The sequence below is a fragment of the Mesorhizobium sp. ISC11 genome (assembly GCF_037162595.1).
GTDB lineage: Bacteria > Pseudomonadota > Alphaproteobacteria > Rhizobiales > Rhizobiaceae > Mesorhizobium > Mesorhizobium ciceri.
In genome coordinates, this window is the sequence record NZ_JAVSPW010000001.1 from 4,907,716 (window position 1) to 4,926,740 (window position 19,025).

At 64.6% G+C, this 19,025-nt stretch carries 14 protein-coding genes and 1 pseudogene; 9 read left to right on the top strand and 6 right to left on the bottom strand.

Going from position 1 to position 19,025, the window contains the following annotated elements; translation table 11 throughout:
- Positions 1 to 162 precede the first annotated feature (162 nt).
- The 6 genes from RPF88_RS23885 to RPF88_RS23910 form a co-directional block, all read right to left on the bottom strand.
- Positions 163 to 1,263: a pyridoxal phosphate-dependent aminotransferase gene (locus RPF88_RS23885; RefSeq protein WP_337123318.1), complete on the bottom strand. Its 1,101-nt coding sequence runs from the start codon at positions 1,261 to 1,263 to the stop codon at positions 163 to 165.
- A gap of 222 nt (positions 1,264 to 1,485) precedes the next feature.
- Positions 1,486 to 1,947: a MucR family transcriptional regulator gene (locus RPF88_RS23890; RefSeq protein WP_013528917.1), complete on the bottom strand. Its 462-nt coding sequence runs from the start codon at positions 1,945 to 1,947 to the stop codon at positions 1,486 to 1,488.
- 216 nt (positions 1,948 to 2,163) lie between these two features.
- The gene (locus RPF88_RS23895) at positions 2,164 to 2,883 is read right to left on the bottom strand and encodes an ROK family protein (protein ID WP_013528918.1); all 720 of its coding nucleotides are present in this window, start codon (positions 2,881 to 2,883) and stop codon (positions 2,164 to 2,166) included.
- A 13-nt stretch (positions 2,884 to 2,896) separates the two neighbouring features.
- A complete protein-coding gene (zwf, locus tag RPF88_RS23900) occupies positions 2,897 to 4,273 on the bottom strand; it encodes a glucose-6-phosphate dehydrogenase (protein WP_013528919.1) in 1,377 nt (458 codons plus the stop codon).
- A gap of 22 nt (positions 4,274 to 4,295) precedes the next feature.
- On the bottom strand, positions 4,296 to 5,309 hold the full coding sequence (gene gnd, locus RPF88_RS23905) for a phosphogluconate dehydrogenase (NAD(+)-dependent, decarboxylating) (protein ID WP_063169509.1): 1,014 nt from the start codon (positions 5,307 to 5,309) through the stop codon (positions 4,296 to 4,298).
- Positions 5,310 to 5,343: 34 nt separating this feature from the next.
- Complete coding sequence (locus RPF88_RS23910; RefSeq protein ID WP_337123319.1) at positions 5,344 to 7,764, bottom strand: glucan 1,4-alpha-glucosidase; 2,421 nt, start codon at positions 7,762 to 7,764, stop codon at positions 5,344 to 5,346.
- A 323-nt stretch (positions 7,765 to 8,087) separates the two neighbouring features.
- On the opposite strand from RPF88_RS23910, the gene RPF88_RS23915 reads away from it, so the two are divergent.
- The 9 genes and pseudogenes from RPF88_RS23915 to RPF88_RS23955 all read left to right on the top strand — a co-directional run bounded on the left by RPF88_RS23915 (position 8,088) and on the right by RPF88_RS23955 (position 19,021).
- Positions 8,088 to 9,368, top strand: a complete 1,281-nt coding sequence (locus RPF88_RS23915; RefSeq protein ID WP_013528922.1) for a sensor histidine kinase — start codon at positions 8,088 to 8,090, stop codon at positions 9,366 to 9,368.
- The gene (locus RPF88_RS23920; protein WP_337123320.1) at positions 9,368 to 10,090 is read left to right on the top strand and encodes a response regulator transcription factor; all 723 of its coding nucleotides are present in this window, start codon (positions 9,368 to 9,370) and stop codon (positions 10,088 to 10,090) included. Before RPF88_RS23915 ends, RPF88_RS23920 begins: the two co-directional genes overlap by 1 nt.
- A gap of 114 nt (positions 10,091 to 10,204) precedes the next feature.
- A complete protein-coding gene (locus RPF88_RS23925) occupies positions 10,205 to 11,173 on the top strand; it encodes a YihY/virulence factor BrkB family protein (protein ID WP_245268590.1) in 969 nt (322 codons plus the stop codon).
- Between the two features lie 195 nt (positions 11,174 to 11,368).
- Positions 11,369 to 12,259 carry an SMP-30/gluconolactonase/LRE family protein gene (locus RPF88_RS23930; RefSeq protein ID WP_127367201.1) on the top strand — a complete coding sequence of 297 codons (891 nt, stop codon included), beginning with the start codon at positions 11,369 to 11,371 and terminating at the stop codon, positions 12,257 to 12,259.
- A 93-nt stretch (positions 12,260 to 12,352) separates the two neighbouring features.
- Positions 12,353 to 13,366 carry an ABC transporter substrate-binding protein gene (locus RPF88_RS23935; RefSeq protein ID WP_127371241.1) on the top strand — a complete coding sequence of 338 codons (1,014 nt, stop codon included), beginning with the start codon at positions 12,353 to 12,355 and terminating at the stop codon, positions 13,364 to 13,366.
- A gap of 49 nt (positions 13,367 to 13,415) precedes the next feature.
- Entirely contained in the window at positions 13,416 to 14,885 is a 1,470-nt protein-coding gene (locus RPF88_RS23940; RefSeq protein WP_127371240.1) for a sugar ABC transporter ATP-binding protein, read from the top strand.
- Position 14,886: 1 nt separating this feature from the next.
- Entirely contained in the window at positions 14,887 to 15,867 is a 981-nt protein-coding gene (locus RPF88_RS23945) for an ABC transporter permease (RefSeq protein ID WP_024504757.1), read from the top strand.
- A gap of 3 nt (positions 15,868 to 15,870) precedes the next feature.
- The gene (locus RPF88_RS23950; protein ID WP_337123321.1) at positions 15,871 to 16,818 is read left to right on the top strand and encodes an ABC transporter permease; all 948 of its coding nucleotides are present in this window, start codon (positions 15,871 to 15,873) and stop codon (positions 16,816 to 16,818) included.
- Between the two features lie 137 nt (positions 16,819 to 16,955).
- Positions 16,956 to 19,021: pseudogene (locus RPF88_RS23955) on the top strand (3-hydroxyacyl-CoA dehydrogenase NAD-binding domain-containing protein).
- The last annotated feature ends 4 nt before the right edge of the window (positions 19,022 to 19,025 follow it).

Sequence of the window (19,025 nt, forward strand, 5' to 3'; positions counted from 1 at the left end):
GATTTAAGAGGCCCCATTGCAGTGGCGTCAGCTGGCGGGGCACTTCCACGATGGGCGCTGGTCCGGCTGGCGGAACTTTTAGCTCAGTTCGCCGCGGATATGCGTCAGAATCAGTGCTGGATCAAGGAATTTTCAGCCTGCTCCATCGCCGGCACGCGGAAGTTACTGCCGCAGCGCGACGGAGATGGCGTCGAGGCCGCCGCGCAATTCGGCTTCCGTCGGCCAGCCGAAGCCGACGCGGAAGAAGCGTTTTTCCATCTCGAACCAGTGGCCGGGTCCGACATAGGTTCCATGGTTCTCCAGCAGGTTCGCATAGAACCGGTCGAGGTCGAAGCCGGGTTCGACATCGAGGCGCGGGAAGCCGACGACACCGCCTTCGGGCCTGATCCAGTCGACCAGCGGTTCGCGGTCGATCCAGGCCTGGACGATGTCGCGGCGCTTGGCCATTTCGGGCAGCAGGGTCGCCAGGAAGGCGTCCCGGCGCTCGAGCATGCCGCGGGCAATGCCTTCGTCGATGACGCTGCCGCAGATGCCGATCTGCTCCTTGGCGGCGAGGAATTTTTCCTGAAGCACCGCATCCCTGGTGATCAGCCAGTCGATGCGGATGCCGGGAATGCCGAAGGCCTTGGACAATGACGAGACGCTGATCGCCTTCGGGCTGAGCGAGGCAGCCGTCGGCAGCCGCCTGCCGTAGGAGAGGTCGCGATAGGTCTCGTCGACCAGCAGACGGCAGTTGCTGCTTTCGGCAAGCGCCACCAGCGCATCGAGCTCGGCTCGGCTCATCATCGTGCCGGTCGGGTTGTGCGGGCAGGTGACGCTGATCAGCTTCGTGTCCGGCCGAATCGCGGCCTTGACGCGTTCGACATCGATGGCGAAGCCTTCCTCGAAGGCCAGGTCGACAAAGCTGATGGCGCAGCCGATCGCCCTTGGGGTTTCGATGTTGGTGGCGTAGTTGGGCCTGATGACGACGAGATGGTCGTTGGCCGACAAAAGCGAGGTCGAGATGATGAACAGCGCGCCCGCGGCACCGGCGGTGACCAGCACATCATCCGGCGAAATGCCGGCATCCTGCGCCGATATCAGTGCACGCAACTGCTTGTCGCCGCGATGCTCGCCATAGAAAAGCGTGAGATCGGGCAGCGACAGGCCGATGTCGGAGAGCTTCTGGTCGGCGATCGAGCTTTCGGAAAGATTGAAGCGGATACGATCGTAGCCGTATTCTTCCGGTGCCTCTTTCTCGATCACCATCCTGGTGTAGTTCATGGCTCACTCCCCGAGAGCAGTTCACCGTTTCACGGAAACGGCGACCCGCTCTAACTCCTAGATTTTACGCATTCCGGACGGAAAACCGTTTCACACTTTTCCTGGAATTGCTCTAGGAACCCGTCCACCTATCCAAGCCATAAAAATAGGAAGCCTGCCAAGGCGAATTCGCCGGCAGGCTTCTGTTCCAGTCGTCCTAACTGTTGGCTCAGGACTGAATGTTCAGGCCGAGGCCTTGGCCTTCCTGCCCTTGGCGGGCGCCTTGACGGGGGCGGCCTTGCGGCCGAGGCCGATCGACTTCGCCAGCAGCGAACGCGAGGCCGCGTAGTTGGGAGCGACCATCGGATAGTCCGACGGCAAGCCCCATTTGGCGCGATAGGCGTCCGGCGTCAGGCCGAAATGCACACCGATGTGACGCTTCAGCGATTTGAACTTCTTGCCGTCTTCGAGGCAGATGATGAAATCGGGCGTCACCGACTTCTTGGGATTGACCGCCGGGACCAGTGGGGCAGCCACCGGGACCGCAGGCTTGCCGAGCCCGCTTATCGACGCGCTGACGCTGGCGATGAGGTCGGCCAGGCCGGAGGCAGGCAAGCGGTTCTTCTCGACGTAAGCGGACACGATGTGGGCGGTCAGCTCGAGCAGATCGATGTCTTTACGGGCACTGTTGCTATCGTCGGTCACTCTATTTCTCCGTCTACAGCGAATGACCTGAAAATCGGATTCGACTTCCGGAAAGGATCATGCGCGAAATCAAAATGCTATGGCGTCCTTCGTGCGTCCACGGGACGAATTGGCGTTGTTGTAGCGCGGAATTCCTAGTCGGCAAATCTGCGTATTGCAACGACTTGATGGCAGGTCACACGTTATTTTGAACAACTATATTAAACAATAACAGTATCAGACTATCAGCGCTTTGTCGCGCCACAAACGAAACCCGCCTTCGAAGGCGCGTGTGTTGTCGCCGCGCCTGGAGTCGGCGGGCAATTCATCGAGCTTGTCGACGTTGCCGCCGCCAATGACGACATAGTCAGGCTGCATGGCGGCACGGAGCCGGTCGACGACGTCGAAGACGTATTTGCGCCATTTCTTCTTGCCGCGCTTTTCCAGGCCGCGTTCGCCGACATAATCCTCGAAGCTCTTGCCCTTCTTGTAGGGCAGATGCGCGAGTTCCATCGGTTGGGCGACGTTGTCGGCAATCATCGCCGCACCGAGCCCGGTGCCGAGCCCGAGGAACAGCATGCGCCCGCCCTCGTAGCTGCCGATGGCCTGCATCAGCGCGTCATTGACCACTTTCACCGGTTTGCCGAACGCGCCCGCAAAGTCGAATCCAGCCCAGCCCTTGCCGAGATTGGCGGGGTCGGCGAGCGGCCTGTTGTGGTTGACCGGACCGGGATAGCCCATCGAGACGACGTCGTAGGACAGGCCTTCGGCGAGCTTCTTCACGGTATCGATCATCTGTTGCGGCGTCAGCCCCGGCCCCGAATCGGCGCGGCGCTCCGCGCCGCCGGCGCTGGTGAGGATCTTGACGTGCGAGCCGCCGATGTCGATCGTGAGCACGATCTTTTCAGCATCTGGCGTCTCGGTGCCCGATGCTGGTTGCTTCACTGCCTTGGCCATCGCGTGGTTCCTCTCACTTCACCGGATCGATCCAGCCATTGGGTGGCCCGAACCCGGCCATGACGTCCGCCGGTCCCCATGTGAGCGGCTCGTAGAGGTGCGGCGGCGTGGTGTCGCCAAGCACCGGGCCGACGATGCGCCAGGCCAGTTCGCTGGCGTCCTGGCGGGTGAACAGCTGGCCGTTGCCGTTCATGGCGTCGCCTATCAAGCGTTCATAGGGCGGCATGTCGCCCTTCGAGTCGTCGAGCGCCGTCAGTTCGACCTGCTCGCCGATCATGTCGTCGCCCGCCGCCTTGCGCTGTGCTCCGATGGCGATCACCACCTGTGGGTCGATGCGGAAGCGGACGTAGTTCTGGTCGGCGGGCTTGATCGGATCGAAGACATCGAGCGGTGGCCGCTTCAGCCGCACCACCACTTCGGTGACATGCACCGGCATGTTCTTGCCGGCGCGGATGAAAAACGGCACGTCCTGCCAGCGCCAGGTGTCGACGAAGAAACGCACCGCCGCGAAGGTCTCGACGGGCGAGTTCGGCGCCACGCCGGGTTCAGTGAGATAGCCGGTGAACTGGCCGCGCACGACATCGTCTTTGGTCAGCGTCCTGATCGCGCGCAGCACCTGCACCTTCTCGTCGATCAGATCGTCGGCGGAGCGGCCGACAGGCGGCTCCATGGCAAGCAGCAACAGGATGTTGAGCAGATGGTTCTCGATGACGTCCCTGATGCAGCCGACATCGTCATAGAAGCGGCCACGTCCCTCGACGCCGAAATCCTCGGCCATAGTGATCTGCACGCTCTCGACGTAATTGCGGTTCCAGATCGGCTCGAGGAGGGAATTGGCGAAGCGGAAATAGAGCAGGTTCTGGATCGCTTCCTTGCCCAGGTAGTGGTCGATGCGGAAGATCGACTGCTCGTCGAACACCAGATGCAGGACCCGGTTCAGCCAGCGCGCCGATTGCAGATCGTGACCGAAGGGCTTTTCCACCATCAGCCGCGCGCCATGCGCGGTGCCCGACTGCTCCAGCCCCTGGACGACGGTCTCGAACATGGTCGGCGGCACCGCCATGTAGTGCAGCGGCCGCTGTGCGGTGCCGAGCGCGCTCTTCAGCTTCTCGAACGTCGCTCCGTCACGGTAGTCGCCGCTGACGTAGCGCAGCAGCGAGGCAAATTTGGCGAACGCTTTTTCGTCGATCTTGCCGAGCGCATTGACGATGCCGTCACGTGCGCGCGCCTGCAATTGCTTGAGGTCCCAGGCATCGAAGGCGACGCCGATCACCGGTTCGGTAAGCGTGCCCTTGGCGACCATCTGGTAAAGGGCTGGAAATATCTTCTTGTGGGCGAGGTCGCCGGTGGCCCCGAAGAGCACCAGCGTGTCGGACCGTTCCTGGCTCATGCGCGTGTCTCCCCCGCTGTCCTCACTTGCCGGCCTTCGGCTTCTCGACATGGCCGCCAAAGGCATAGCGCATGGCGGAGAGCAGCTTGTCGGCGAATTCGGATTCGCCCTGCGAGGAGAAGCGGTCGAACAGCGCCGAGGACAGCACCGGAGCCGGCACGCCGGTGTCGATCGCCGCCTTCAGCGTCCAGCGGCCTTCGCCGGAATCCGAAACGCGGCCGCCGAAATTCACCAGGCCCGGATCGCTTTTCAAGGCGCCGGCCGTCAGGTCGAGCAGCCAGGAGCCGATAACGCTGCCATGCCGCCAGACCTCGGCCACCTGGGGAAGGTCGATGTCGAACTGATAGTATTGCGGGTTTTCCAGCGGGCTGGTCTCGGCGTCCGCCGTCCGTTGCCGCTTGCCTGCATTGGCCGATTTCAGGATGTTCATGCCTTCGGCATAGGCGGCCATGACGCCATACTCGATGCCGTTGTGCACCATCTTGACGAAGTGGCCGGCGCCGCTCGGTCCGCAATGCAGGTAGCCGAAGGGCGCGGTCCCGGCATCCCTGGACGGATTGGAGCCGGCATCGGCGCCCGGTGCCAGCGTGGCGAAGATCGAATCGAGGTGCTGCACCGCCACGTCGGGACCGCCGATCATCAGGCAGTAGCCACGCTCCAGGCCCCAGACGCCGCCGCTGGTGCCGACATCGACAAGATGGATGCCCTTGCCGGCCAGTTTCGCGGCCTGGTCGACGGCGTCGTGATAATAGGAATTGCCGCCGTCGATGACGATGTCGCCGGGCTCCATCAGGGCCGCCACCTGGTCGATGATCCTGCCGGTGATCGCCGCCGGCAGCATCAGCCACACACAGCGCGGCTTGGCCAGCTTGCCGATGAATTCTTCCATCGAGGCCGCCCCTGACGCGCCGTCGGTCACCAGGGCCGCGACGCTGGCCGGGTTGATGTCGTAGACGACGCATTCGTGGCCGTCGCGCATCAGGCGCCGGACCATGTTGGCGCCCATCCGGCCCAGTCCCATCATTCCGATCTGCATGGTTTCGTCCCTGTTTTCTAGGAGATTTGCGGGGTTATCGAGGGAAGGTCTGCTGGCTGTCCTGGTCGCCTGAGATGACGGAGAAGTCGACATTCTCCCAATCGCCGGCCCCGGGCCAGAAAAAAGTGAAGGTCAGCGTGCTTCCCTTAGGAAGGCCAGAGACGGGCAGATCTGCAAGATGGATGCCGAAATCGTTTTCTACCGTCTGGCTGTCGTGGGCGGTCGCCCAGTTGTCGGTGCTCCAATGGACTGTAGCCGGGGCCAGCAGTTCGACGCGCAGCGTCTTGCCGGCCGGGACCGTGCGGATCTTGTTGTTGAACCGCCATGTCCTGAACGGCGATACGGTCTTGTCCTCGATATAGCGCTTGACGCCTTGCGGCGGCATGTCGAAGACCGCGCCGTCGCGCAGCGAGCGCAACAGCTTGATATGCTCCGAATGCGCCCAGACCAGCGGCATGGCGCTGCCCGAGGGGCGGCCGTGCAGCAGTTCGCGCTCCGGCATATCGGCGCCGTCCCAGACCTGCTCCGGCAACAGGCCGCCCGGTCCGGCCGAGCCTTCCAGCGCTGCCAGCAGGCTGGCTGCCTTTTCCCTACGCCCGGCCGCCACCTCATAGTGGGCGCGTTCGCCGGCCAGCAGCGGCCAGGGGCGACCCTGGCCGGTGCCGTCGAAAGGTGCGCCATCTTCATGCTCGCCATAGCCGTCGCCGTTGTAGCGATACCAGAGCGGCCCTTGCGGCAGATCGCAGCGCAATTGCGCGTCGATGACCCTGACCGTGTCTATCATGCGCGGGTCGTCGGCCGCCCGCAGCCCGAAGCGGACAAGTGCAAGCGCATCCGGACTGACGATTTGCTCGGCCGGCCGGTTGGTGTCGCCGGGCGGCCGGTTCTTGATCGGGACATAGCCGTCCTTCGGCGAACCGGCCGAGGCGCTGTCGGGTGGTGCGATCCGGACATAGTAGCCTTCGACGCCGACTTGACCGCAGATCGCCGTGCCGGTGACGTAGGTCCAGCGCTCGACCTGGTCGTTCCAGACGTCTGATGTCTCGCGCAGATAGGTCGCCGCGTCCGGCTTGCCACAGGCGTCGAGCAGGTCGGCTGCGGCAAGCAGTGCGGCGATTTCGACGGCGAGCGTGAACGGGCTGTAGCCGGCATCCTCTTCCCAGCGGTCCTCGCCGGTGACCGGCCCGTTGCGCACGACGAACCCGGCAGCGCGCTCGATCATCGGCAGAAAGACTGCGAGCCTGGCGTGCGGCAAATGGCCGGCGCGGTGCAAAGCTTCGGCCAGCAGCAGCGGAAAGGCGCATTCGTCCATCTGGATGCCGGGCCAATAGGCCGATCCGTCGAGCCAGGCGTTCTGCGGCCAGTGGCCATCCGGCTGCTGGATGGAGCCGAGATAGTCGAGGATTTGCAACGCCGAGGCGGCGTCGCCGGCAGCAAGAAAGCCGCCGGCCGTCTCGACCAGATCGCGCGGCCAGACCAGATGGTAGCCGCCGAGGTCGTCGTCACCCTTGTTGAAGCCCCACGGGATCGACAGGCTGGCGACCGCGGCGCCTGGCATTGCGATCGACCGGTGCGTCGCCAGAACCGCCGTCGAGACGCGATAGAAGTTGATCCCGGGCACCGCGTGCCGGTCGAGCGGCAGCAGGCCCTTTTGCCAGTTGCGCCAGTTCTGGAGGTAGGATTTCGCCGCGGGTTCAAAACCCTGCTTCAGGCTGGCGAAAGCATGTTCCGCAGCCTCCTCGGGCGTCGCGCCAAATCCCAGCGCCAGCAAAGCCTTGTTCCTGGCCGCGGAAAAGCCGATCTCGCCGGTCAGCGCGACATTGCCGTCCTCGGCCCGCTGGTATGCAGCATCGAGCTCACCTGTGTTGTGCAGTTGCTGCCAACCGTCGGAAAAACCGACATAGCCGGCCGAACCGGTCCGCCAGGGCAGCGACGAGACCAGCGCCAGGCAGGAGCCGCGCCCCGAGGCGAACAGCACGGGCTTTCCCTCGTGCTCGCCGACCCAGGCGGTGTTGCCCATGCCGGCATTGACCAGATGCGGCGCCAGAAGCGCGTAGACGCGATAATCCCTCAGCGCCGTGAAGGTGATTTCCTGCAGCAGCGCCGGGCGCGCCGGATCGGCGAGGATGCGCTTTTCGATCCGCCAGGCGCCGTCGTTCGCCGTGTTGACCAGCCGGTAGGCGGGTACGCCGTCCTCGAACGGTTCGATGCTGTGCGTGGCATCGCGCTTCTCTTCCGAGAAATAGCCGGCGGCGCCGGTGACGATCAGGCCGAGGTCGCGGGTGCAGGCACTGTCGACGCGCGAATAGTAGATTTCGTTGAGGATGCCGTGGCTGATCGTGAACCAGATCCGGCCGGCCGGCGAAAGCGACGTTCCGACGCCGCTCTTGGCGCTTGACGTCCAGCGCGCCGGAATTCCCGGGGCGCCCGGAGCAACGTTTTGCGTCACTGGCATTCTGTTTCGGTCTCCTGGCCTCCTCCCTAGACCAGGACGCGAACCCTTTACAATCATTGCACCGCAAGTTGATCGGCGCCGACGGCAGAGCAACGAACTAGGGCTAACGGGTTTCTTCGGAGCTTTCGTCTGCGCTGACGGAGCAGCAAACGAAAAACCCGCCAGTGCGGCGGGTCACCGGCGCAAATCAGCACCATGGACAAAAATGTACCATAGCTGAGGTCACCGAGTCAAGAAAAAATTCCTATGACCAAAGGCGCCGTCGTTGACAGCGGCGGCGGCATGCGTCCACTATTTCCCGGCACGGGAGGATCGTGAAAGCAATGGCGGAAGTGTCCCTGGTCCTGATCGACCGGCTGCTGGCGATATCGCGGGCGCTTGCCGGCCATATCGATCCCGGCACGGCGTTCCGCGCGACAGCCATCGAGATCGGCTCGCTCATCCCGCACGACCACATGGATCTGGCGGTGCTGTCGCATGATGGGCGCCGGCACGCCTGTTACGAAGCCGGCTTCCACACCAGCTGGAGCGAGCTTGCCCAGCATCCGCTGCCGACCGAAGTCAGCCCGATCCGCTCGGTGCTGTGGGGCGAAGTCCCCTATCTGCTCGCCGACGACGCGCTGAGCGACGAGCGGTTCCATTTCGCCACCGCTATCGATGGTCCGATCTTCGCCGCCAGGCTGCGCAGCCGCATCGTCGTGCCGCTCAGGGCGCGCGGCGGCATCATCGGCGCGCTCAACATCAGCCGGCACGAGGTCGACTGCTACACGCTTGCCGACGTCGCGGTCGCGCAACAATGCGCCGACCTGATCGCGCCCTACATCTTCGCGCTGATCCAGACCGAGGAGGCGCGCCGCGCCATGCTGGCCGAGAGCGAGGCGCGAAACCGCGTCGAGCTGCTGCGCGTCGGCGCCTCGCAATTGACCGAAGGCATGGAGCGCGAACGCCGGCGCATGGCCATGGACCTGCACGACCAGACGCTTGCCGATCTCGCCCGGATCGCGCGCCAGCTCTCGGCCCTTCGCGGCCAGGGCGTGGCGCGGGCAGCACAGCTTGCCGATCTCGAGAAGGAGGTCGCCGGCTGCCTGACGGAACTGCGCCACATCGTCGACGACATGCGGCCGAGCGTGCTTGAACTGTTCGGCCTGCGCGATGCGGTCGAGGCGCATCTCAACCGCAGCGTCGCCAGGGCCAAGCCGCCGATCGCCGTGCGCATCGCCGACACCAGCGACGGCGGCGCCGACAGCCTGTCGGAGCCAGTGCGGACCGCGCTCTACCGGATCGTGCAGGAAGCGATCAACAATGCCGTTCGCCATGCCGCGCCGCACCGCATCGACGTGCTGCTGGCGTCGACCGCGAGCGTGCTGCGGGTGATCGTCACGGATGACGGCCAGGGCTGCGGCGCCGTTGACCCGGCCGCGTATGGCGGCATCGGCCATATGCACACGCGGGCAGCCCTTATCGGGGCGCGGCTGCGCATCGGCCAGGCCGGCCGCAAGAACGGCGGCACCCGTGTCGTCGTCGAGATCGACCGCCAGCCATCACGGGAACTGGCGGCGGCTGCAACAATGCCTGGCGAACTCGCCGTATCGGAGGCCATGTAATGCTTGTGATGATCGCCGAGAATGACGGGCTGCACCGTAGCTTCGCGCGGCGAACGGTGGAGCAATTGTGGCCCGGTGACGTCGAGGTGATCGAAGCGAGCGACGGCGAGGACGCCATCAACCTGGCGACTGAGCGCGAGCCACTGCATGTCGTGCTCGATTTGCAGATGCCGAAGGCGACGGGAATCGAAGTTGCCAGGGCGATCTGGAACCGCCGCGCCGGCACGCACATCCTGTTCTGGTCGAATTTCGCCGACGAAGCCTATGTGCGCGGCGTGGCGCGCATCGTCCCGCCCGGCTCTGTCTACGGTTATGTGCTGAAATCGGCAACGGAGGAAGGCATGCGGTCCGCCCTGCGCGGGGTTTTCCGCGAAGGCCACTGCATCATCGACCGCGAGATCCGCGGCATCCAGCATCGCGTTCAGGACAAGTTCGAGGGCATCACCGACGGCGAATATGAAAGCCTGATCGACATCGCGCTCGGCCTGACCGACCGGGCGATCGCGGCACGTCGCGGCCTGTCGATCCGTGGTGCGCAGAGCCGCATCAAGCACTGCTACGACAAGCTCGGCATCGTGCCGGCGGAGGACGGCACCGGCGATATTTCCGTGTTCAACTCGCGGACGCGGGCGATCTATCTCGCCATGGCGCGCGGCCTGATCAACATCGACGCACTGCGCCGCGAACAGGACCGGCTCGACGCCTGGCTGGCGGAGCACTGAAACAGCGGCGGCCACAAGCCGGAACATCGGAAGGTCCGGCGCATTGCTAGTGAACGCCAACTCAACGCCTGCGGATCCGAAGTGCGACCCTCATTTGCAGATTCATGGCACCTGGTGCGCGAAAGCGTCGTCGGTTTCATCGACGACAATGCGCTCAGCCATGGTGCGGCGATGGCCTTTTATGCCGCCACCTCGCTGGCGCCGATCTTGCTGATCGTGGTTGCGATTGCTGGTCTCGTCTTCGGCCACGATGCCGCACAATTGGCCTTGTCCGCGCAGATATCAGGGCTGATGGGACCGGAAAGCGCCGATCTCCTCAAGACTGCGCTGGAAAGTGCATCCGGCAGGCTGTACGGCACCTGGGCCGCGATCATAGGGCTGGTTACTTTGCTGGTGGCCGCGTCTGGCGTCTTCGGCGAAATGCAGCAGTCGTTGAACACAATCTGGAAGATCGAACCGCAAGGCAATTCCCTGTCGCGTCTGGTGAGGGCGCGGGCCGCCAGTCTGGGGTTGGTGGCCGCACTCGGGTTCCTGTTGCTGGTCTCTCTCATCGCAAGCGCTGCGATTTCGGCACTGGGCGCTTTCATCAACGCCCATCTGCCGTTTGGAACGATCATACTCAGCGGGATCAACGGCGTCGTTTCGTTTGCGCTTATCGCCGTGATGTTTGCCGCCATTTACAAGGTTTTGCCCGATCGAACCCTGGAATGGCGCGATGTGGCAATCGGCGCTGTCGGAACCGCGGCCCTGTTCACATTGGGAAAATCGCTTATAGGCTGGTATATCGGCACCAGCGCGATTGCGTCGTCGTATGGCGCCGCCGGCGGACTGCTCGTGATTTTGCTCTGGGTTTACTACTCGTCGGAGATTTTCCTCCTCGGCGCCGAGTTCACGCGCGCCTATTCCGTTCGGCACGGCAGCCGGTCCGATCTGAAGAGGTTGGTTCACAGCCCTCTGCCCGCGCAGCACGGCTCAGCTCGAACACAACAGGAGTCCAACTCTGCCGGCGTTGTCGTGCTCGTGGCGGTGGCGTGCGCGAGCGCAACCTTGACCGCGCTTTTGCGAAGTGTTCGCCGGCCCTGATCTGACGTCGCCGGTATTCTACGCTCGATAGGCACGGGCGACTGTGCAAATGCACAGTCGCCCGTGCGCTTTGACCCGTATCGGCTCGTCGGGACCGCGCCTACGCTCTGCCCCAACAAGAAGACTGTATCGGGAAGCGCTCATGCCATTCGTCACCATGCGGAGTAGCACGGCTGTTCGCGCCGGGAGCCGATGATGTCGGTGCCGGCGCGTGCGCGTCAGTCCGGCTTCGACGATGTCGTCGGCGATGCGCCGATCGAAATGCTGGCGAGCGGCTTCGGCTTCCTCGAAGGACCGGTCTGGCATCCCTATGAGAAATGGCTGGTCTTCTCCGACATTCCGGAAAGCCGGATGTATCGCCGCAGTGCCGAGGGCGAGATCGAGCTGTTCCGCGAGCCGAGCCACAAGGCCAATGGCAACACGCTGGACCGCCAGGGGCGGCTGGTCACCTGCGAGCACGCAACAAGCCGCGTGACCCGCGCCGAGCCCAACGGCAGCGCAACAGTGCTGGCCACGCATCATCAGGGCAAGCAGCTCAACAGCCCGAACGATATCGTCGTTGCCACCGGCGGATCGATCTACTTCACCGATCCGGGCTATGGCCGGAGGGAGTTCTATGGCGTGCCACGCCCGCAGGAGCTGCCGTTCCAGGGCGTCTACCGCATCGATGGCGACGGCGCCCGGCTGACATTGCTGGCCGACGATTTCGGGCAGCCGAACGGGCTGTGCTTTTCGCTGGACGAGTCGCGGCTGTTCATCAACGACACCGAACGCGGGCACATCAGGGTGTTCGGCGTCGAAGCCAATGGCGACCTCAATGGCGGCGCGGTGTGGGCAGTAACCGAGGGCGAGGGGCCGGGAGCGCCCGACGGCATGAAGATCGACAGCCGCGGCAATCTTTACTGCACCGGACCCGGCGGCATCCACATTTTCGACGCGTCGGGCACCATTCTTGGCGTCATCCGGACGCCCGAAGATTGCGCGAATTTCACCTTCGGCGACGACGATTTGCAAAGCCTCTACATTACCGCGTCGACGTCGCTGTACCGGCTCAGGGTGCGCGTGCCGGGATTGAGACTGTTTTGAGCTCGCGACAATCCGTGCTCAAATCAGAGTTGGGAGTGCCGGGGTCAAAGCCGGTGGGAATGCAGCAGTCAACACATCTGGGAGGATAACGACATGAAGAAACTGTTCGTTCTGGGCGCTCTGGCGGCAATGCTCGCTTCGGGCACGGCGCTGGCCGACACCAGTGGCAAGAAGATCGCCTTCTCCAACAATTATGCCGGCAATTCCTGGCGGCAGGCGATGCTCGACAGCTATGGCATCGTCACCAAAAAGGCAGTCGCCGACAAGGTGGTCGGCGCGGCCGACATCTTCACCACCGCCGACAAGGAGGTGCCGACGCAAGCGGCGCAGGTGCAGAACCTGATCCTGCAGGGCTATGACGCGATCGTCATCAACGCTGCCTCGCCGGATGCGCTCAACGGCGCCATCAAGCAGGCCTGCGATGCCGGCATCACCGTCGTCTCCTTCGACGGCACCGTGACCGAGCCTTGCGCCTACCGCGTCGTCGTCGACTTCAAGGACATGGGCAAGCAGGAAGTCGAGCAGATGGCCAAGTTCCAGCCCAAGGGCGGCAATCTGCTTGAAATCCGCGGCCTTGCCGGCACCTCGATCGATGATGCCATCCATGCCGGCATCCTCGAAGGCGTCGCCGCCCATCCCGAGTTCAAGATCGTCGGTTCGGTGACCGGCGACTGGGACCAGACGACGGCGCAAAAGGCGGTGGCGACCATCCTGCCGTCGCTGCCCGACATCGTCGGCGTCGTCGATCAGGGCGGCGACGGTTACGGCGCCGCACAGGCCTTCGCCGCCGCCGGCAAGCCGCGCCCGACCATCATCATGGGCAACCGCCAGGACGAGTTGCAGTGGTGGAAGGAACAGAAGGAGAAGGACGGCTACCAGACCTGGTCGGCATCGATCGCGCCCGGCGTGTCGTCGCTCGCCTTCTGGGTGGCGCAGCAGGTGCTCGACGGCCGCACCGACATCCCGCATGACCTGCTGGTGCCGTATCTGGCCTTCACGCAGGACGATTTCGAGGCCGAGCTGCCAAAGATCCCCAAGGGCGGCGTCGCCAGCCACGAATACACGCAGGAAGACGCGATCGCGGCCATCAAAGCCAACATCAAGTGAGTGTCGGCCAAGCGTTGCCGTCCGTATCGCCAAGCGAGTATCGTTGAGCATGCCCAGGGGTAACGCTGACATCATCAGACTGAACGGCGCCGAAAAGCATTTCGGCGCCGTTCGCGCGCTGGGTGGCGTGGATTTTCACGTCGGACCCGGCGAATGCGTCGGGCTCGTCGGCCACAATGGCGCCGGCAAATCGACGCTGATGCACATGGTGGCGGGCACGCTGGTGCCCGACAGCGGGCAGATCGGCGTGCATGGCGACATCGAGGACAACTACTCGGTGTCGCGCGCGCAGCAGCTCGGCATACGCTGCGTCTTCCAGGAGCTGTCGCTGTGCCCCAATCTCAGCGTCGCCGAGAACACACGCATCAACCACGCTTCGCTGCGTGGCTTCGGCTGGCGGCGCAAGGCGGCCGAGCTGATCGCCGCCAAGCTCGACGAGATCTTTCCGGGTCATAGCATCTCGGCGTCGGACATTGTCGGCGACCTGTCGATCGGCCGTCGCCAGATGGTCGAAGTGGCGCGCGCCTTCACCGTCACGCAGGATCGTCTCGACCTCGTCATCCTCGACGAGCCGACATCGTCGCTCGACGCGCATACGGCGGGCCAGTTGCTGGCCTTCGTGCGCCGCTTCGTTGCCGGCGGCAAAAGCTGCATCCTGATCTCGCATGTGCTGGGCGAGGTGCTGCGCAACGCCGACCGCATCGTGGTGATGCGCGACGGCAAGGTGGTTGTCGCCGATGCGGCGGATGCATTCGACCGCGACCGGCTGGTGACGGCGATGGGCGGCGCGGAGGCGCGCCAGAAGATCGCCGCTGAAATCGCTGCCGCCAAGCCCGCCGCCAGTCCGCTGCGGGTCCGGGCGCGGCCCGCCGCGCAGAAGGACGGCACCGACCTCGTCGCCTGCGCCGGTGAGATTATCGGCCTTGCCGGGCTTGCGGGACATGGCCAGACCGACCTGCTGCTGGCGATCTTTAGCGGGGCATCGCGCGCCCGGGCCAGCATCGAGGTGACCGCACCGGTGGCGCTGGTCGCCGGCGACCGCCAGTCGGACGGTATCTTTCCGCAATGGTCGATTGCTGAGAACATCGGCATCCGCTCGCTGGCGCGGCTGCGCAGCGGGCTGCTGATCTCGCCGCAGCGTGAGGCCGAGCTTGCTGCATTCTGGCAGAAGAAGATCGGCATCCGTACGCCTGATATGAACAACAACATTTTCTCGCTATCGGGCGGCAACCAGCAGAAGGCGCTGTTTGCGCGTGCGCTCGGCTCGGATGCACAGATCGTGCTGATGGACGACCCGATGCGTGGCGTCGACATCGGCACCAAGCTGGAGGTCTACGACCTCGTGCGCGAGGAGGCTGCCCGCGGCCGTACCTTCCTCTGGTACACCACGGAAACCGAAGAGCTCGACAATTGCGACCACATCTATGTCTTCAAGAACGGCCGCATCGTCGCCAATCTGCGTCGCGACGAGTTGACCGAAGAGAAGATCATCCAGTCCTCCTTCGGCGATGCGGCCTGAGATGACGGCCGCCAGCCTCGACACCGCTGCCAGGACTTCCGCCGAACGTGGCGCGCTGGCCCGTGCGCGCTTGCTGCGCGGGCTGCTGCCGGCGCTGTCGCTGGCGCTGGTGCTGCTCGCCATCGCTTGGCTCAACCCGCGCGCCATCAGCTATTTCGGCTTCAGCCTGATGCTGAACCTGGCGATCCCGATCGCGCTGGCGACGATCGCGCAGATGTTCGTCATTGCCGGAAACGAGCTCGACCTGTCGATCGGCACTTTCGTCGGCTTCGTCGGCTGTGTCACCGCGACCTGGCTGAAGGACGCGCCGCTCATCGGCGCCGCCATCCTGCTCGGATCGATCGGCGTCTATGCGCTGCTCGGCGCACTGATCCATCTGCGCAATTTGCCGTCCATCGTGGTGACGCTCGGCATGAGCTTCGTCTGGCAGGGGCTCGCGATTCTCGTCCTGCCCAAACCGGGCGGCAAGGCGCCGGACTGGCTGCTCGGGCTGATGGCGTTCAAGCCGCCTTTTGTGCCGTTCCCGATCATTGCGGCGCTGCTGATTGGCCTCATCGTCCATTTCGGCCTGATGCGCACCTCCTATGGCGTGATCTTGCGCGGCTCGGGCGGCAATCCGGCGGCACTCGGTCGCGCCGGCTGGTCGCTGCTCCGAACCAAGATCGTGCTGTTTGCGCTCGCCGGCCTGTTCGGCGTGCTGTCCGGCATGGCGCTGATCGGTATCACCACCTCGGCCGACGCCAATATCGGCAATGGCTACACGCTGCTGGCGATCGCCGGCGTAATCCTCGGCGGCGGCGAATTCGTCGGCGGCCGGGTGTCGCCGATCGGTGCGGTGATCGGCGCGCTGACGCTGGCGCTGGCCGCCTCGCCGCTGCTCACCTTCATGCACATCCCGCCCGACTGGCAGGTGGCCGCCAACGGCGCCATCCTGATCATCGTGCTGGCGGCGCGCGTGCTGATCAGCCGCAAGGAGAGGTGAGCGATGACATCGGTGAGATCGATGCTTACCAAACCCTGGATCTGGTCGTTCCTCGGCGCGCTGCTGGTGTGGCTGGCGACGATCGCCTTCACCGGCGGCTATGGCGGGGGTGGCATGGTGACGGCAGCCCTTTCGCTGGCGGTATTCACCGTCATTGTCGGCGTCGGCCAGATGTTCGTCATCACGCTGGGACCAGGCAATGTCGACCTGTCGCTGCCGGCCAATATCGGCCTTGCCAGCGCCGTCGCGATGAAGGTGATGGACGGCAACGATTCCATGATCGCGGTCGGGCTTTTGGCGGCACTTGCCTGCGGGGCGGCGATCGGCGCCGCCAACTACCTGCTGATCTGGGCGCTGCGCATCCCGCCGATCATCGCCACGCTATCGGCCAGCTTCATCATCCAGTCGATCGACATCAGCTATGGCCGCGGGCTGCAGATCAAGCCGCCGCCGGGCTTCGCCGATTTCGCCAACTGGCAGGTGCTGGGCATTCCGGTGCTGGCGATCCTCACGGTATTGTTCACCGTCGGCGCGGCCATCGCGCTGCAGCGTATGATCTATGGCCGCTCGGTGCTGGCGATCGGGCAGAACATCCGCGCCGCCTGGCTCGCCGGCGTCAATGTCGGCCGCATCCGCTTCCTCACCTACACGCTGTCGGGCGCGCTCGGCGGCATCGACGGCGCGCTGCTCGCCGGCTATTTCCGCGGCGCCAATGTCGACATCGGCAACGAATACCTGCTGGCCTCGATCGCCGTCGTCGTCATTGGCGGCACGTCGGTCGCCGGCGGCAAGGCCAATGTCCCCGGCGTCTGGGGCGCGGCTTTGTTCCTGGTGCTGCTTTTGACCATGCTCAACACGTTTGGGGTGAGCGCCGGGGTGCGGTTGCTGCTGACGGGGCTGATCATTGTCGGGGTGATCACGGCGGCGGGCGGGCAGAAGGCGCTGCGGTAGTCTCCGCCTTCGTCGTCCCAGACACCTTCAAGGCCTGTAATCATTGTGCCAGGCCGACATCCGGTTCCCTTCGACGTTATGGCGCTGTAAATCCCGTTCGCGTGGCCACGGCCGCTGAATAATGCTGGGAGGTTTGCGTGTCCGATTTTGTGAAGGTCAGCCGCGACGGCGACGTTGCCGTCGTCACCATCGACAATCCGCCGGTCAACGCGCTGAGCTTCCATGTCCGCGAACCGCTGATGCAGGCGCTGGTCGGATTGCGCGACGATGCGTCGGTTGCCGCCATCGTCATTGCATGCGCCGGCCGGACCTTTGTCGCCGGCGCCGACATCACCGAGTTCGGCAAGCCGATGCAGCAGCCCGAACTGCGCGCCATCGTGGCGACGCTGGAAACCATCGCCAAGCCGACGGTCGCAGCCATCCACGGCACCGCGCTCGGTGGCGGGCTGGAGCTGGCGCTGGGCTGCCATTTCCGTGTTGCCGATGCCGGCGCCAAGCTCGGCCTGCCGGAAGTCAAACTCGGCCTGCTGCCGGGTGGCGGTGGCACGGTACGGCTGCCGCGCCTTGTCGGCGCGGTGAAGGCGTTGAAGATGATCGTCTCAGGTGCGCCGATCGGCGCGACCGAGGCGCACGCCGCCGGTCTCGTCGATGCCGTCTTCGAGGCGATCTGACCACGCATGCCGTGAACTTCGCTGGGGAAATCGCCCGCAAGGGTGGTCCCTTCACGCCGGTGCGCGATCGCAATGATGGTCTCAAGCAGACTGATCTCGCGGCGTTCGACGCCGGGGCTGCGGATCTTGCCAGGAAAGCGCGCGGCCTCGAGGCGCCGATCGCTTGTGCGCAGTCGGTGCGCAATGCCGTCACGCTGCCCTTCGATGCGGCGCTGGCGGCAGAGCGTGCGCTGTTCGTCAAACTGGTCGCCAGCGACCAGTCGCGGGCGCAGCGCCATCTGTTCTTCGCCGAACGTGAGGCGGCAAAGCTTCCGAGCAAGGACATCGTCAAGCGCAGGATCGCCCGCGTCGGCGTCATCGGTGCCGGTACGATGGGCGGCGGCATTGCCATGGCCTTCGCCAATGGCGGCTATTCCGTGATTTTGCTGGAAACCAGCCACGAGGCCCTGCAACGCGGCTTGGCGACCATCGACAGGAACTACTCGGTGTCCGTCACGCGGGGTTCACTCAGCGAAGACGCCAAGCGGCAACGGCTCGCCCAGTTCAAGGGCTCCACCGACTATGCCGATCTCGCCGATTGCGACCTGATCGTCGAGGCGGTGTTCGAGGACATGGCGGTCAAGAAGGAAGTGTTCGGCAAGCTCGAAGCCGTGGCCAGGCCCGGCGCGATCCTGGCCACCAACACCTCCTATCTCGACATCAACGAAATCGCTGCCTCGACCTCGCGGCCGCAGGATGTGCTCGGCCTGCATTTCTTTTCGCCGGCCAATGTCATGAAGCTCTTGGAGATCGTGCGCGCCGAGAAGACCGCGCCCGATGCGCTGGCGACATCAGTCGACCTGGCGAGGCGCATCGGCAAGGTGGCCGTCGTGGTCGGCGTCTGCCACGGCTTCGTCGGCAACCGCATGCTTGCCGCGCGGGGCTCGGAATCGGAAGCGCTTCTTCTGGAAGGCGCAACGCCCAGCCAGATCGACCAGGTGTTCACCGATTTCGGCTGGCCGATGGGGCCGTTCCAAATGGGCGATCTCGCCGGCCTCGACATTGGCTGGCGCAACCGCAAGGCACGCGGCCAGAAAGCCGTGATCGCCGACACGCTGTGCGAACAAGGACGCTTCGGCCAGAAGACCGGCCGGGGTTTTTATCTCTATGAGGCTGGCGCGCGCACGCCAGTGCCGGATCCCGAGGTTGAAGCGCTGATCCGCGACAAGGCCGCCGAGAAGGGTCTCGCACCGCGTGCGATCAGTGCGGAGGAAATCGTAGAGCGCACGCTTTACCCCCTGATCAACGAGGGCGCCAAGATCCTGGAGGAAGGCATAGCGGCCCGTGCGTCCGACATCGATGTCGTCTGGGTCAATGGCTACGGCTTCCCCATCGGCAAGGGCGGACCGATGTTCTGGGTTGGCCTTGAAGGTCCGGCCAGGATCATCGAGCGGCTCGAATACTGGCATCAACGGACGGGCAAGGATGTGTTCAAGCCGGCGCCGTTGCTGAAGCGGATGGCCGAGACCGGGTCCTGGGAAGCCGGCGGTTAGAGAG

What these genes read in the sequence shown, in the direction of transcription:
- RPF88_RS23885 (WP_337123318.1), bottom strand. Translation starts at nt 1,263, where the DNA reads ATGAACTACACCAGGATGGTGATCGAGAAAGAGGCACCGGAAGAATAC.
- RPF88_RS23895 (WP_013528918.1), bottom strand. Translation starts at nt 2,883, where the DNA reads ATGGCCAAGGCAGTGAAGCAACCAGCATCGGGCACCGAGACGCCAGAT.
- zwf (WP_013528919.1), bottom strand. Translation starts at nt 4,273, where the DNA reads ATGAGCCAGGAACGGTCCGACACGCTGGTGCTCTTCGGGGCCACCGGC.
- gnd (WP_063169509.1), bottom strand. Translation starts at nt 5,309, where the DNA reads ATGCAGATCGGAATGATGGGACTGGGCCGGATGGGCGCCAACATGGTC.
- RPF88_RS23910 (WP_337123319.1), bottom strand. Translation starts at nt 7,764, where the DNA reads ATGCCAGTGACGCAAAACGTTGCTCCGGGCGCCCCGGGAATTCCGGCG.
- RPF88_RS23915 (WP_013528922.1), top strand. Translation starts at nt 8,088, where the DNA reads ATGGCGGAAGTGTCCCTGGTCCTGATCGACCGGCTGCTGGCGATATCG.
- RPF88_RS23920 (WP_337123320.1), top strand. Translation starts at nt 9,368, where the DNA reads ATGCTTGTGATGATCGCCGAGAATGACGGGCTGCACCGTAGCTTCGCG.
- RPF88_RS23930 (WP_127367201.1), top strand. Translation starts at nt 11,369, where the DNA reads ATGTCGGTGCCGGCGCGTGCGCGTCAGTCCGGCTTCGACGATGTCGTC.
- RPF88_RS23935 (WP_127371241.1), top strand. Translation starts at nt 12,353, where the DNA reads ATGAAGAAACTGTTCGTTCTGGGCGCTCTGGCGGCAATGCTCGCTTCG.
- RPF88_RS23940 (WP_127371240.1), top strand. Translation starts at nt 13,416, where the DNA reads ATGCCCAGGGGTAACGCTGACATCATCAGACTGAACGGCGCCGAAAAG.
- RPF88_RS23945 (WP_024504757.1), top strand. Translation starts at nt 14,887, where the DNA reads ATGACGGCCGCCAGCCTCGACACCGCTGCCAGGACTTCCGCCGAACGT.
- RPF88_RS23950 (WP_337123321.1), top strand. Translation starts at nt 15,871, where the DNA reads ATGACATCGGTGAGATCGATGCTTACCAAACCCTGGATCTGGTCGTTC.